The sequence below is a fragment of the Serratia sp. (in: enterobacteria) genome (genome assembly GCF_052400455.1).
GTDB classification, from domain to species: Bacteria; Pseudomonadota; Gammaproteobacteria; order Enterobacterales; family Enterobacteriaceae; genus Serratia; species Serratia ureilytica.
The window spans coordinates 2,745,978-2,758,684 of record NZ_CP185812.1 but is presented as its reverse complement, the minus strand read 5'-3'; the positions used below and the strand labels follow the sequence as shown (position 1 = coordinate 2,758,684).

The following is a 12,707-nucleotide window of genomic DNA, read 5'->3' as shown; positions in this document are numbered from 1 at the left end:
TCACTCCATTTCCAGCATGATTTTGATGTCCGAGGCATGTCCCGCCGCCGCGCGCTCGAAGGCGGCCACGCTGTCGGAGAATTTGTAGGTTTGGCTTATCAGCGGCTGGACGCGCAATTTGCCGCTGCTCAACAGCCGCAGCGTGCGCGGATACATGTTGGCGTAGCGGAAAATGGTCTTGAAGGTGATTTCCTTGGCCTGCGCGGCGACGATATCCATCGGCGCGGCGTCGATCGGCATGCCGACCAGCACGGCGGTCGCCCCTGGCGCCGCATGTTCGGCCAGCGTAGCGATAGCCGGTTTTGCGCCGCTGCATTCAAACACGATATCGACGCCATTGCCGCTGGTGAGCGCAGCCACTTTACCCGCCAGGTCGCCGGTTTTGATATTGACGGCGTGCAGCCCTTCATAGCTGGCCGCCACGGCGAGTTTCTCGTCAAACAGGTCGCAGATAATGACGTCCGAGCAGCCACCCGCCAGCGCCGCGAGGGCGGTGACCACGCCGATCGGCCCAGCGCCGATCACCAGCGCGATATCGCCGGGTTTGATCCCGGCTTTGGTGGCCGCTTGCATGCCGATGGCCAGGGGTTCAACCATGGCGCCTTCAGCGAAACTGACGTTGTCCGGCAGTTTGAACGTGAATGCGGCGGGGTGGATGACGGTTTCGCGCAAACAGCCGTGCACCGGCGGCGTCGCCCAGAAGCGAACGGCGGGGTCCAGGTTGTAAATCCCGGCGCGCGTCTGCGCCGAGTTGAGGTCGGGAATGCCGGGCTCCATGCAAACGCGATCGCCGACGCTGAGGTGAGTGACGTTTTCACCTGTCGCGAGCACCACGCCGGCGGCCTCATGGCCGAGCACCATCGGGGCTTTGACCACAAACGGGCCAATGCGGCCATGCTGGTAATAGTGCACATCGCTGCCGCAGATGCCCACGGAATGAATTTTTATCTGTACATCGTCGGGCCCCAGCGTTTCGGCCAGTTGGACGTCCTCGATAGCGATTTCCCCTGCTTTGGCCAGCACTAATGCTTTCATATTGCCTCCTGGTGAATCATTTTTATGGTAACGATATCATTTCAATGCGGCGATAGTGAGCCAATGCGGGTGGTTAAACTGTGATCAATGTTGGAATTACTCGACGAGAGTTAATTTTGCTGGCGGGTTGTTATTCAATATAGCGACGGTGGTCACAAAATCGGCGTGGCAATGACGGTTTTAATATCGGCATGTTGATATCGATACCGTTACTTTGCCGGGGGAATGATGAACAAACAACAAAGCGCCAGAGCCGCTACGCTGGAGTATTTGCGCCAGGCGGACATTATCTTGACCGAAGAAGAACAGCAACGCATTGAAATTGCGACGTTTGGTCTGGCCGACTATCCCGCGTCCGGGTTGCAGCTGCTGACCTACGTCAACTCACCTCGGTATTGCGCGAAAGAGCTGGTGCTGTTTCCTGGGCAGACTTGCCCGGAACATTTACACCCTCCCTTTGCCGGCACGCCCGGCAAGCAAGAGACGTTCCGTTGCCGTTGGGGAGAGGTGTTTTTGTTTGTCGATGATGAAAGTCTGGCGCCCAACGATCGCGGCGGCCAACCGGTATGCCGGGTGCCAGAGGGCGCGGAGCAGTGGTATACCTGTCATCGCTATATCCTCTTGCGGCCGGGGGAACAATACACCATTGCGCCCAATACCCGTCACTGGTTTCAGGCGGGGAAGCAGGGCGCGGTGGTGTCCGAGTTCTCTTCCGAGAGCCGTGACGAGCTGGATATTTTTACCGATCCGCGAATTAACCGTCTTGCCGGCGTAAACCATTAGCGCCAAGAACAAAGTTCTGTCATGATGCCGGGAATGATACAAAATGATACATTCAAGCTAAGGAGCTGCATTTGGCCGTGGGTCGAGGACGGAAAGCGACGCTGGCTAGCGTCGCCGCACAGGCGAACGTCAGCAAAATAACCGCTTCGCGGGCATTTTCACAGCCGGACAAGGTCCATCCGGAAACGTTGAGGAGAATTCGGGAGACCGCCGCCGAACTCGGTTACGTGGTCAATGCCGCGGCGCGCAATCTGCGGGCGAAAAGCAGCAGAACCATTGGCATCGTCAACCCCGACATGGCCAACCCATTCTTTGGCGGCCTGACGCGCCTGATGACGCTTGAAGCGCAAAAGATGGGGTACGACACGCTGGTGTTCGACTCCTATGAGTCTCAGGAAAGCGAAGACAGGATCATCGACAAACTCATTGGCTACAACGTCGATGCGATTATTCTCTCGGTCATTTCCAACGATCATCTGTACCGGCCTTCCTACCTCAAACGTCTGGAAACGCTCAATATACCGGTGGTGTTGATCGATCGGGAATTGGAGAGTCACCACTGCAGCGGGGTGTATATTGATAATCTGGATTGCGGCCTTCAGGCGGGGCGTTGGCTTCTGGAACAGCAGGCGCAGCGGGTGGTGGTGATCTCCGGGCCGGAGAATTCCAACGTTGCGCGTGACAGGGTCACTGGCTTGCAGGCGGCATTGCAAGGGAAGGTGGCTTCGCTCGACGTGCGGTATGCCGATTTCTTTATGGATGTCGCCTGGCAAGAGACGAGCCGCTGGCTGGCCAATAACCCCGCCCCCGATTTTTTCGTCGGCTGCAATAACCAGATCTCGCTGGGCATCATCAAGGCCTGTATCGAACATCGGTTGCCGTTGATGCAGGACGTGTCGTTGTTCAGCATCGATGAGGTTTCACATGCCGAGATCTACGGTTTCCATTTCCCCTGCGTGTCACACGACTTGCAAGAGATCGCCTGGCAAGCGTTGAATCTGGCGATCCGCCGTATTGCCGATCCCGAGATAAAACCGGGCAAGGTGGTGGTACGGGGAAAACTCGTCGTGTAACGGTGCCGGCAACGTGTAGCCGGCATCTCCGTTAACCTTATCTGCCATTATTCATTTCAGCGCGTTCAGTCCGGCCCCTCATCGGGGGGCGGATAAGCAGCCACAAGCCGCTCCCCGCCGTTGCTGCGCCCAGCAGCATGGGCCAGGAAAGGGGCTCATCGAACATTAACCATGCCCAGCAGAAGGTGACGAAGGGGCTGAGGAACAGCAGGCTCGTCACACGCAATGCAGAGGTATGCCTAAGGCAGAACCAATACAAACCGTAACCGGCCAGGGTGGCCAAAAGCGCGGTCCAAAGCACGCCAATAACCAACCCTGTCGTCATGGTTGGCAGCAGCGGGCTTTCTGCGCCTGCCAGTGGGGTAAAAGCCAGCGCTGAAATCGCGCTTTGTATCCCCAACCTGGCGGGCAGGCTTACCGCTTGCGCCTGCGGCAGCCGTTGCTGCCACAGCGTCGCCAGTGCCAGTGACAGCATCCCCGCCAGCGGCAACAGGTAGCTCCACAATGGCGCACTTCCCCAGGAAATAGCACCGCCCGTCGCCAATATTACCCCGAGGGAGCCTAATGCCAGGCCGAGCCAGACGCGGCCATCGGGCAGCCGGCGTTGAAACAGCATGTTCAAGAGTGCGGTGCCGAGAGGGAGCAAATCGGCGATGAGCGCGGCCAACCCGGTCGGCACGCCGTACTCGATGCCTTTACTGACGCCGGTCAGGTATCCGGTCATGGCGAGCAGCCCGATCCCGGCGTGAGCGGCTACCGACTGCGGCGAGGAGCGCCTGATGGCGCGAAGGCTAAACGGCATCAGCAGTAAAGCGACCACGACACAGCGCCAGAACGCCACCAGCAACACCGGCGCGTAATCGGCGGCGAAACGGATGCCGACAAAGCCCGAGCTCCAGGCGACGATCAGCAGGACTTCCGCGGCCGGCAACCAGACGGCGGCTTTGTCGCCCACCTTATCGCGGCAGGCAGGTGGACGAAATTCTGACAGGGGCATGGTGATCTTCTCCTTTTTCCCCAAGGGTAGTGAGCCGCTATAATTTAATAAATCGAATAATTTTCGTTCAGTTGTTTAATGGAGTTAAACCATGCGGCCAACCCTGGACATTAATCTTTTGCGCACTTTTCACGCTATCGCCCGTTTGGGGCAATTTCGTGCGGCGGCGGCCTTTGTTCATCGCAGCCCAGCCGCGGTGAGCGTTCATATTCAGCGTCTGGAACAGGTCGTGGGCGGCCGCTTGCTGGAGCGCGACAATCAGTCCGTCGTGTTGACGCCCTTAGGCGACAAACTGCTGGCCTCGACGCTCGGGCTGTTGAATGCCCACGACGATATTCTGCGTGAGCTGCAGGGCGCACCGCTGAGTGGACATATCAAGCTGGGAGTGCCTGATGAATACGCATCACATGTCATGCGCGATGTGCTGCCGGCGTTTGCCACCCGTTTTCCTGCGGTGATGCTGGAGGTGTCTACGGCCGCCAGCCAGGCGTTGGTTGAACAGATCGGGCGCAACCGGCTACAGCTGGCGTTGGCGGTGCTGCCGATGGGGGGACTGCGCCAGATGCCGCTTGCGGTGACTGCGCCGGTTTGGGTTGGCGGCCGCCGGTTGGCGCTGGATATGGCCCAACCGATACCATTGGCGTTGCATGCCGCCGATTGCCCTTACCGAGAGGCTATGATCGATGCATTGAGCGGGGCGGGAAGGCATTGGCGAGTGGTTGTGAGCAGCCCATCGGCCAGCGTGGTGGCTGCCGCCGTCGAGGCAGGATTGGCCGTCACGCTGCTCGACCGCGCACGCGTGACGGCGGCGATGCGGATCCTCGACGAATTGCCGTCGGTCGCTCCGCACGAAGTGCAGCTGCTGCGCTCTGCCGCTGCCGCCGGTCAATCGGCGGTGGCGATGCTGGAAAGCGTTATCGGTGAGTATTTCCGGGGCGGAACATGAATATCGACCGCGTGGGGAAGACGACCCGAGCGCGACGGTCAAGCAGAGGTGTGGCTAGCGCCGGAAACGCCGTATAGCGGGGCGTTCCCGGTATTCGGAGGGCTGGAGATCAGAACACCTGTTTGAACGGCTTCACCGTCACGTCGGCGTAGACGCCGGCGGCGACGTACGGATCCTGCTGCGCCCAGGCCTGGGCTTCCGCCAGTGAGGCGAACTCGGCGATCACCGTTGAACCGGTGAAGCCGGCGGCGCCGGGATCGTTGCTGTCGATGGCCGGGTTGGGGCCGGCGACCACCAGACGGCCGGCGTCACGCAGCGCCTGCAGGCGCGCCAGATGTGCCGGGCGCACCGCCAGACGGTTTTCCAGTGAGTGGGGAACGTCTTGCGCGTAGATCAGATAAAGCATATTTCACCTGTAAAATCATGGCTATAAAACGGTGCTACCAAGGTAGCGCAAAAGGCGCGGCAGGGGAACGGCGCGCGGTGAATTTATGGGGGGGATTGGCGCTTATGCCTTGAAGCCGCTACTTTTTATTCGTATAGTGCGGCGCGCTTAAACAGATATGCCATTGAGGTGAGGACATGACGGAACTGGTAAGGGAAAAACTCGATTTGCCTGCGGGCAAAAGCAAACTGCTGCTGCATTCTTGCTGTGCGCCCTGTTCCGGCGAGGTGATGGAAGCGATCCAGGCGTCCGGCATCGAGTACGCTATTTTCTTCTATAACCCCAACATTCACCCGCAAAAAGAGTATTTGCTGCGTAAGGAAGAGAACATCCGTTTCGCCGAAAAGCACGGGGTGCCGATCATCGATGCCGATTATGACACCGACAACTGGTTCGAACGCGCCAAGGGCATGGAATATGAGCCGGAGCGCGGCATTCGCTGCACCATGTGCTTCGACATGCGTTTTGAGCGCACGGCGCTGTATGCGCATGAGCACGGTTACGACACCATCTCCAGCTCGCTCGGTATCTCGCGCTGGAAGAACATGCAGCAGATTACCGACTGCGGCATTCGGGCGGCGGAAAAGTATCCCGATCTGGTGTATTGGGATTACAACTGGCGCAAGAAGGGCGGCGCGGCCCGCATGATAGAGATCAGCAAGCGCGAACGCTTCTATCAGCAGGAATACTGCGGCTGTGTCTATTCGCTGCGCGACACCAACCTGCATCGCAAAGCGCAAGGGCGGCCGCTGATCAAACTGGGCGTGCTCTACTATGGTGATGAAGAATAACGCTTAATCACCGCAATCCACCCGCTACGGCGGGTTTTTTATTTTTTAACGCCGTCTGAACGTTAACGAAGCGTGTTGATTCGGCGGTAAAAAAGCAACGTTCAGGTTAATATCCTTATGAGTTTGCTGGTTTTCGCCGCGGAGACTGACGATTAAAGCGATAGTTTGCCTTTCGTTATTGAATATGATTGCTATTTGCATTTAAACTTGGCGAACCAGAGGAAACAGAATCATTATGCCGCTAAAAAAGATGTTCCTTAATCGCCGTATATCCGTGCCTTTCGTCCTGTCCGTAGGCCTGCACAGCGCCCTGGTGGCGGGACTGCTTTACGCTTCGGTAAAAGAAGTGGTTGAGCTGCCAAAGCCTGAAGAGGCGCCGATCAGCGTCATGATGGTCAACACCGCCGCGATGGCTGAACCGCCGCCGCCTGCTCCGGCAGAACCGGAGCCGCCGCAGGTGGAACCTGAGCCGGAACCTGAACCAGAACCTATTGTGGAGCCGCCGCCGAAGGCGATTGTGAAGCCGGAGCCGGTCAAGCCGAAACCGAAGCCCAAGCCAAAGCCGAAGGTAGAAAAACCGGTGAAACCGGAGCCGAAGAAGGTCGAGCCGCGCGAGCCTTCGCCGTTCAATAACGACTCGCCGGCCAAACCGATCGATAAAGCGCCGGTGAAACAAGCGCCCGCCGCGCCGGTACAGGGCAACTCGCGCGAGGTCGGGCCAAAACCGATCAGCCGTGCGGAACCGATTTATCCGCCGCGCGCCAGAGCCTTGCAGATCGAAGGCAACGTGCGGGTGCAGTTCGATGTCGACAGCGATGGCCGCGTGACCAACGTGCGCATCTTGTCGGCTGAGCCGCGCAACATGTTCGAGCGAGAAGTGAAACAGGCGCTGCGCAAATGGCGGTATCAAGCCAAAGAAGCGAAGGATCTTATCGTCAATATTCGTTTCAAGCTGAACGGCACCACCGAAATGAACTGATTTCGGTTTGCGCCAAGAAAAAAAGGGTCGCCTCGGCGACCCTTTTTGCATTTGCGGCGCAGCCGCAGGCTTACTCTTCGAAGCCGACGCGGAAATTCATTTTACCCTCAGGCAGCGCGCGCGAGTTGCCTTCCGCATCGACCGCCACGTAGGTGAACACCGCTTCGGTCGCCCGGTAGCGCTGGCCGATTGGGGCGGAGGAGACTTTCTTTACCCACACTTCGATATTGATGGTGATCGAGCTGCGCCCGGTGCGGATGCAGTGCGCATAGCAGCAAACCACGTCGCCTACCGCCACCGGTTTCAGGAAGGTCATGCCGTCTACGCGTACCGTCACTACGCGCCCCTCGGCGATCTCTTTTGCCTGGATAGCGCCGCCGATGTCCATTTGCGACATCAGCCAGCCGCCGAAAATATCGCCGTTGGCATTGGTATCGGCCGGCATCGCCAGCGTGCGCAGCACCAGCTCGCCGCTGGGTAAAGGTCGTTGTTGTGTCATAGCAGTCTGCTTTTAAAAGGAGGGAATCACATCATACTGCCCGCGGCAAGCGCCGCAGGCATTAACAAATTTGTAACTATTTTTTCTGTTCTGCCGGCATGTGCCGGTAAATATAGATGCCGCTGAGCAGGGTGAATACCAGCGTCAGCACCGTCAGGCCAAAGACTTTGAAATTGACCCAGACGCTTTGCGGCAGCCAGAAGGCGACATAGATGTTCGCCAGGCCGCAGGCCAGGAAGAAGAGGGCCCAGGCCAGGTTGAGGTTGCTCCACACTTTGTCCGGCAGCGTCAGCTCTTTGCCCAGCATGCGCTGAACCAGCGGCTTTTTGAGCACCCACTGGCTGATCAGCAGCGCCAGCGCGAACAGCGCGTAAATCACCGTCACTTTCCACTTGATGAATAAATCGTTGTGGAACACCAGCGTCAGGGTGCCGAACACCAGCACCATCAGGAAGGTGATCAGCGTCATCTTCTCGACCTTGCGGTATTTCACCCAGGTGAACACCAGCGCCAGCGCGGTGGCGACGATCAATGCGCCGGAAGCGACGTAAATGTCGTACAGCTTGTAAAAAGCGAAAAAGACAATTAACGGGAGGAAATCAAGAAACTGCTTCATAAATCAATCCATCATCTGTTCATCGGCCGACTATACCGGATTCGGCGAGTTCTGTGTACCGCCGGGCGCTGCCGATTATCGGCGTTTGGCCGGCGGATTTCTGCCGCGAAAGCAGGAATTTGCATAAACTTACGCAAGAAAGCACGGGCGCATTGCCAGCGCTGGCCGCAGATCGCATAGTAAGTGCCATAATAACCAGATAATTTACCGCGGAAAACAGCATGCAGTGGAAATCTCTCCAGGCCCTGACGCCTGGTTTGACGCATTTATTGGGCTATCAACGCAGTTGGCTCAAACCGGATATGCGCGCCGGTCTTTCCGTCGCCGCCGTCGCCTTGCCGGTGGCCATCGCCTATGCCGAACTGGCCGGGGTTAGCCCGGTGGTGGGGCTTTATTCCTGTATCTTGCCGATGGTGGCCTATGCGCTGTTCGGTTCGTCACGCCAGCTGATCGTCGGGCCCGATGCCGCCACCTGTGCGGTGATCGCCGCGGTGGTGACGCCGCTGGCGGCGGGCAATATGGAACGCCATTGGCAGTTGACCATCATGATGACCGCGATGATGGGCGGCTGGTGCCTGTTGGCCAGCCGGTTCAAGCTGGGGGCGCTGGCGGATCTGCTGTCGCGGCCGATCCTCAGCGGGCTGCTTAACGGGGTGGCGCTGACCATCATCGTCGATCAGATCGGCAAGGTGTTGGGGTTCACGGTGCGCCCGGCGCAGCTGATCGAGCGCATCTACGCGCTGCCGGCCAACCTGTTGCACAGCGACTGGCTGACGATGGCGGTGTCCTTGCTGACGCTGGTGACGCTGCTCGGATTTAAAAAATGGCGGCCTAACTGGCCGGCGCCGCTGTTCGCCATCGTGCTGGCGGCGTTCGTCACCTGGGCGGGCGGATTGCAGCAGTATGGCGTGGTGACGGTGGGCGGTTTCAGCGGCGTGTTGCCGATCGTCCAGTGGCCGGACTTTCAGCCCGGGCTGCTGCGCGACATGGTGATCCCGGCGCTCAACCTGGCGGTCGTGAGCTTTGTCAGCATGATGCTGACCGCCCGCAGTTTCGCGGCCAAAAATGGCTATGAGGTCAACGCTGACGCTGAGTTTCGCGCGCTGGGGATGGTGAATATCGTCTCCGCATTGTCGCAAGGCTTCGCCATCAGCGGGGCGGATTCGCGCACCGCGGTGAATGACGCCAACGGCGGCAAGAGCCAGCTCGTGTCGATCATCGCCGCCGCGGTGATCGCTTTCGTCTTGCTGTTCCTGATGGCGCCGCTGCAGTTTATTCCGGTGGCGGGATTGGGCGTGGTGCTGATGTATGCGGCTTGGTCGCTGCTGGATTTTCGCGGCATCTGGATCTTGCGCCGCCGCAACGCGCAGGCTTTCCGCCTGGCGATATTTACCTTCCTCAGCGTCTTGTTGGTCGGGGTGATCAGCGGCATCGGGCTGGCGGTGTTGCTGGGGCTGATGCAGTTTCTGCACACCGTCTTTCGGCCGACGGAACAGCTGCTGGGCGTTAACGACGAAGGCATGATCCATTCCATGGGCAACAACAATGGGGTGAAGGCGGTGCCCGGCGTCATGATGTATCGCTTCAATTCGCCGCTGACCTACTTCAACGTGGCCTACTTCAAACGCCGCATTCTCAATTTGGTCGACAGTACGCCATTCCAGCCGCGCTGGGTGGTGGTGGACGCGGTGGCCAGCTTTACCCATGCCGATATCAGCGTGCTGGCGGCCATCGACGAACTGAAACGCGATCTGTTGCAGCGTAACGTCAAACTGGTGCTGGCCGGGCGCCGCACTGAACTGACGCGCTGGTTCCGCATCAATCGGTTGGGGCGGGACAAGGAGCTGATTTTGGTGCCGGATCTCTATCTGGCGCTAAAGCTGATTCAGAGTAAGGAACAGGCGGAAGCCGCCGCGGTGGGGTAAACAAAAAGGGGCGCGCCGAAGCGTGCCCCTGGGCATTTGTTGCGCCGGCGTCAGCCGCGCAGCAGCATATACAAACGGAACAGATAGATCAGCAGCAGGGCGGAGACCAGGTTGCTTAACGCGGTCAGCACGACGCTGGCCACGTTCGGCGTCAGCACTGACAGATGGCTCACTAAAAACAGCACCAGCAGCTTGGCCGCCAACCACAGCATCATCGCCGGCACAATCACGCGCGCATTGGCGAAGGCCAATTTGCTGCTCAGCTTGAGCGAAGCGAAGACGCCTTTCTTGTCGACGGAGGCGATCACCGGCGCCAACGCGAAGGCGATAGCCATGATCACGCCCGGCACCACGAACAGCGTCAGGCCGAGCTGGATCAGCAAGGTGCAGATAAACAGCAGCAGCAGCAGGCGCGGCAGATCGGGCGCCGAGGCGCCGAGCGCGCGCAGGGCGCTGGTGCGTTGCCCCTGAGACACCAGACGGATCAACGTCAGCATCCCACCGACCAGCAGCACGTTGCCGACCAGCGCGGAGAAGGTGGCGGCGGCCGACACTTTCAGCAACACCATCTGCTGTTCCGGCGTCATCTGCTGGATCACGTCCTGAATGCCCATGCCGGTCGACGACGCGAAATCGCTGGTGGAGGCGGCCAGCGTCGCCAACTGTTCGGCATCGGGGCTGAAAGCTTGGTTCAGCAGCACCGAGATAAACGCCGTCAACAGCGCCAGCATCAGGATGCTGGCCAGTTGATTGCGTAAAAAGTTAAAACTGTCACGGTACAAAGCGTTGGCCGTGATAGGCATGCAGACTCCTTGGCGTCGAGAAAACAGAGATAAATCAGTGGGTGATTGTACCCTGTTCCACGCCGCTGTGGCACCCCGCGAATTGCACTACGTCTATTTCTTCAACGATCGTCGTCTCAGGCAACGACAGCGGCAAGGGCACCGGCAAGGGGGGCAGGCCGTAGCGTTCTCGAGCGCGATCGCAGGCTTCGTTGCGCAGGCCGTTTTCACCGGACTGATCGAACTCTCTGCACGGGCTGGGCCGATTAAGATAAATCGAGCACGACACGGCTTTGCCAATCTCGCCGTCCAGCGCGGTGCAGCGCGGAGACTTGCTGTTGGTCCCCTGCATGCAGCGCAGGAACGGGGTCAGAGGCTCCGTCAGGGAAAGGGGAACGGTGCCGCCGCCGTCTTCGGCCTCGGCCCAATAGAATGACACTCGAAAATAACCGCAGCATGCGCCGCAGCTGACACAGGGATTAAGGATTTCGCTCATCTTGATTGCCCGCCGACTCCTCACGGCACCAACCAAAACCAACACGGAAGATGAAATTACCTCAGCCGTATTTTTTTCCGCAACTGAAATTTGAACATGTAGATAATTTGCAACAAAATCGTTTTTTTGATGCAGATCAATCCTTGATTTATTAAGCGGTTAGGTAACCTTGTTTTTGGTGGGATTTTAAAATTTTACACATAAGATGTGATCTCGATGGGATCACAAATACCCGAAAGTAGGTATATTCCCCCTCGAGAGATTAACCACACAAATGGAATGGATAATGAAAAAGACAACTCTGGTGGTATTGGCGACGATGATGGCGCCTATGTTGGCAAGTGCGCATCAGGCCGGTGATTTCCTGTTCCGTGCGGGCACCGCGACGGTGCGTCCAAATGCGGGCTCGGACAACGTATTGGGTTTGGGATCGCTGGATGCGAAAAACAATACCCAGCTCGGTTTGACCTTCGGTTATATGGTGACGGACAACATCGGCGTTGAGTTGTTGGCCGCGACACCGTTCCGCCACAAGGTTACCCTGGGGGGCACCGATCTGGCGACCGTTCATCAACTGCCGCCTACGCTGATGGCGCAATACTACTTCGGCGACAAGCAGGACAAACTGCGTCCTTATCTGGGCGTCGGCGTTAACTACACCACTTTCTTCGACGAGAAGTTCAACGACTACGGCAAAAGCGCCGGGTTGAGCAACCTCGATCTGAAAGACTCCTGGGGCGTGGCGGCGCAGGCCGGTCTGGATTACAACCTGGATGAGCACTGGATGCTGAACATGTCGGTGTGGTGGATGAACATCGAAACCAAAACGCGTTTCAACGACGCGAACGGTGGGCACCACAGCTTCGATACGCGTTTGGATCCGTGGGTGTTTATGTTTGGGGCGGGTTATCGCTTCTGATGAAGGCCGCAAACAGGGAGGCATTGCGCCTCCCTGTGTCGGTATTATTTAACCTGCATGACGTTCTCAACAGATTTCACGCCGGCCACGCCGCGTGTGACCTGCACCGCACGATTGGCGTCATCGCTTGACGTCACGAAGCCGCTCAACTGCACGCGTCCTTTAAAGGTTTCCACGCTGATTTCGCGCGACTTGATGTTTTTATCCGCCAGCAGCGCCGATTTCACTTTGGTGGTGACCACGGTGTCATCGATATAACCGCCTGTTCCCTCCGATTTCGCCGTCGGTGCGCAAGCGCTCACCGCGACCGCCACAACGGCTGCCATGCACAAGGCCGAAAGGGTTTTAAACAGCTTCATAAATTACTCTCCATGCAATGTTATGGTTGAAATTCGATGCGGTTTTTTCGCCGCAGCGAGCG

15 protein-coding genes are annotated in these 12,707 nt (G+C 58.3%); 7 read left to right on the top strand and 8 right to left on the bottom strand.

Going from position 1 to position 12,707, the window contains the following annotated elements:
• Positions 1-1,035, bottom strand: coding sequence for an NAD(P)-dependent alcohol dehydrogenase (locus ACORQT_RS13330; protein WP_046687216.1), 1,035 nt, complete (start codon positions 1,033-1,035; stop codon positions 1-3).
• 228 nt (positions 1,036-1,263) lie between these two features.
• Here ACORQT_RS13330 and ACORQT_RS13325 point away from each other — a divergent pair, with 228 nt between their 5' ends.
• Positions 1,264-1,818: a D-lyxose/D-mannose family sugar isomerase gene (locus tag ACORQT_RS13325; protein ID WP_164057227.1), complete on the top strand. Its 555-nt coding sequence runs from the start codon at positions 1,264-1,266 to the stop codon at positions 1,816-1,818.
• Positions 1,819-1,889: 71 nt separating this feature from the next.
• Positions 1,890-2,891, top strand: coding sequence for a LacI family DNA-binding transcriptional regulator (locus ACORQT_RS13320; RefSeq protein WP_033643286.1), 1,002 nt, complete (start codon positions 1,890-1,892; stop codon positions 2,889-2,891).
• A 37-nt stretch (positions 2,892-2,928) separates the two neighbouring features.
• On the opposite strand, the gene ACORQT_RS13315 is transcribed toward ACORQT_RS13320, so the two are convergent.
• Positions 2,929-3,888, bottom strand: a complete 960-nt coding sequence (locus ACORQT_RS13315; RefSeq protein ID WP_164057226.1) for a DMT family transporter — start codon at positions 3,886-3,888, stop codon at positions 2,929-2,931.
• A gap of 91 nt (positions 3,889-3,979) precedes the next feature.
• On the opposite strand from ACORQT_RS13315, the gene ACORQT_RS13310 reads away from it, so the two are divergent.
• A complete protein-coding gene (locus ACORQT_RS13310) occupies positions 3,980-4,834 on the top strand; it encodes a LysR family transcriptional regulator (RefSeq protein WP_033650235.1) in 855 nt (284 codons plus the stop codon).
• Between the two features lie 109 nt (positions 4,835-4,943).
• Here the strand turns inward: ACORQT_RS13310 and ACORQT_RS13305 are convergent, their stop codons facing one another.
• Positions 4,944-5,240 carry a YciI family protein gene (locus tag ACORQT_RS13305; RefSeq protein WP_033643283.1) on the bottom strand — a complete coding sequence of 99 codons (297 nt, stop codon included), beginning with the start codon at positions 5,238-5,240 and terminating at the stop codon, positions 4,944-4,946.
• A 176-nt stretch (positions 5,241-5,416) separates the two neighbouring features.
• Here ACORQT_RS13305 and ACORQT_RS13300 point away from each other — a divergent pair, with 176 nt between their 5' ends.
• Positions 5,417-6,070: an epoxyqueuosine reductase QueH gene (locus ACORQT_RS13300; protein WP_444859178.1), complete on the top strand. Its 654-nt coding sequence runs from the start codon at positions 5,417-5,419 to the stop codon at positions 6,068-6,070.
• 235 nt (positions 6,071-6,305) lie between these two features.
• Positions 6,306-7,049: a TonB system transport protein TonB gene (gene tonB / locus ACORQT_RS13295; RefSeq protein ID WP_033643281.1), complete on the top strand. Its 744-nt coding sequence runs from the start codon at positions 6,306-6,308 to the stop codon at positions 7,047-7,049.
• Between the two features lie 70 nt (positions 7,050-7,119).
• Here tonB and yciA read toward each other — a convergent pair whose 3' ends face one another.
• Both yciA and ACORQT_RS13285 read right to left on the bottom strand, forming a co-directional pair.
• Positions 7,120-7,548 carry an acyl-CoA thioester hydrolase YciA gene (gene yciA, locus ACORQT_RS13290; RefSeq protein WP_004932085.1) on the bottom strand — a complete coding sequence of 143 codons (429 nt, stop codon included), beginning with the start codon at positions 7,546-7,548 and terminating at the stop codon, positions 7,120-7,122.
• Positions 7,549-7,624: 76 nt separating this feature from the next.
• Positions 7,625-8,164 (bottom strand): septation protein A, encoded by a 540-nt coding sequence (locus ACORQT_RS13285; protein WP_033643280.1) that lies wholly within the window; start codon positions 8,162-8,164, stop codon positions 7,625-7,627.
• A 221-nt stretch (positions 8,165-8,385) separates the two neighbouring features.
• On the opposite strand from ACORQT_RS13285, the gene ACORQT_RS13280 reads away from it, so the two are divergent.
• A complete protein-coding gene (locus ACORQT_RS13280; protein ID WP_033643279.1) occupies positions 8,386-10,089 on the top strand; it encodes a SulP family inorganic anion transporter in 1,704 nt (567 codons plus the stop codon).
• A gap of 50 nt (positions 10,090-10,139) precedes the next feature.
• Here ACORQT_RS13280 and ACORQT_RS13275 read toward each other — a convergent pair whose 3' ends face one another.
• Positions 10,140-10,892: a YciC family protein gene (locus ACORQT_RS13275; RefSeq protein WP_033643278.1), complete on the bottom strand. Its 753-nt coding sequence runs from the start codon at positions 10,890-10,892 to the stop codon at positions 10,140-10,142.
• A 34-nt stretch (positions 10,893-10,926) separates the two neighbouring features.
• Positions 10,927-11,367 (bottom strand): YkgJ family cysteine cluster protein, encoded by a 441-nt coding sequence (locus tag ACORQT_RS13270; protein ID WP_033643277.1) that lies wholly within the window; start codon positions 11,365-11,367, stop codon positions 10,927-10,929.
• A 286-nt stretch (positions 11,368-11,653) separates the two neighbouring features.
• On the opposite strand from ACORQT_RS13270, the gene ompW reads away from it, so the two are divergent.
• Positions 11,654-12,286, top strand: a complete 633-nt coding sequence (gene ompW, locus ACORQT_RS13265; protein WP_019452715.1) for an outer membrane protein OmpW — start codon at positions 11,654-11,656, stop codon at positions 12,284-12,286.
• A gap of 44 nt (positions 12,287-12,330) precedes the next feature.
• On the opposite strand, the gene ACORQT_RS13260 is transcribed toward ompW, so the two are convergent.
• Positions 12,331-12,645 (bottom strand): BON domain-containing protein, encoded by a 315-nt coding sequence (locus ACORQT_RS13260; RefSeq protein ID WP_016927515.1) that lies wholly within the window; start codon positions 12,643-12,645, stop codon positions 12,331-12,333.
• Between the last annotated feature and the right edge of the window lie 62 nt (positions 12,646-12,707).

Coding starts and splice junctions, on each gene's coding strand:
- ACORQT_RS13310 (WP_033650235.1), top strand. CDS start 3,980: ATGCGGCCAACCCTGGACATTAATCTTTTGCGCACTTTTCACGCTATC.
- ACORQT_RS13280 (WP_033643279.1), top strand. CDS start 8,386: ATGCAGTGGAAATCTCTCCAGGCCCTGACGCCTGGTTTGACGCATTTA.
- ACORQT_RS13315 (WP_164057226.1), bottom strand. CDS start 3,888: ATGCCCCTGTCAGAATTTCGTCCACCTGCCTGCCGCGATAAGGTGGGC.
- ACORQT_RS13275 (WP_033643278.1), bottom strand. CDS start 10,892: ATGCCTATCACGGCCAACGCTTTGTACCGTGACAGTTTTAACTTTTTA.
- ACORQT_RS13270 (WP_033643277.1), bottom strand. CDS start 11,367: ATGAGCGAAATCCTTAATCCCTGTGTCAGCTGCGGCGCATGCTGCGGT.
- ACORQT_RS13305 (WP_033643283.1), bottom strand. CDS start 5,240: ATGCTTTATCTGATCTACGCGCAAGACGTTCCCCACTCACTGGAAAAC.
- yciA (WP_004932085.1), bottom strand. CDS start 7,548: ATGACACAACAACGACCTTTACCCAGCGGCGAGCTGGTGCTGCGCACG.
- tonB (WP_033643281.1), top strand. CDS start 6,306: ATGCCGCTAAAAAAGATGTTCCTTAATCGCCGTATATCCGTGCCTTTC.
- ACORQT_RS13285 (WP_033643280.1), bottom strand. CDS start 8,164: ATGAAGCAGTTTCTTGATTTCCTCCCGTTAATTGTCTTTTTCGCTTTT.
- ACORQT_RS13330 (WP_046687216.1), bottom strand. CDS start 1,035: ATGAAAGCATTAGTGCTGGCCAAAGCAGGGGAAATCGCTATCGAGGAC.
- ACORQT_RS13325 (WP_164057227.1), top strand. CDS start 1,264: ATGAACAAACAACAAAGCGCCAGAGCCGCTACGCTGGAGTATTTGCGC.
- ACORQT_RS13260 (WP_016927515.1), bottom strand. CDS start 12,645: ATGAAGCTGTTTAAAACCCTTTCGGCCTTGTGCATGGCAGCCGTTGTG.
- ACORQT_RS13300 (WP_444859178.1), top strand. CDS start 5,417: ATGACGGAACTGGTAAGGGAAAAACTCGATTTGCCTGCGGGCAAAAGC.
- ompW (WP_019452715.1), top strand. CDS start 11,654: ATGAAAAAGACAACTCTGGTGGTATTGGCGACGATGATGGCGCCTATG.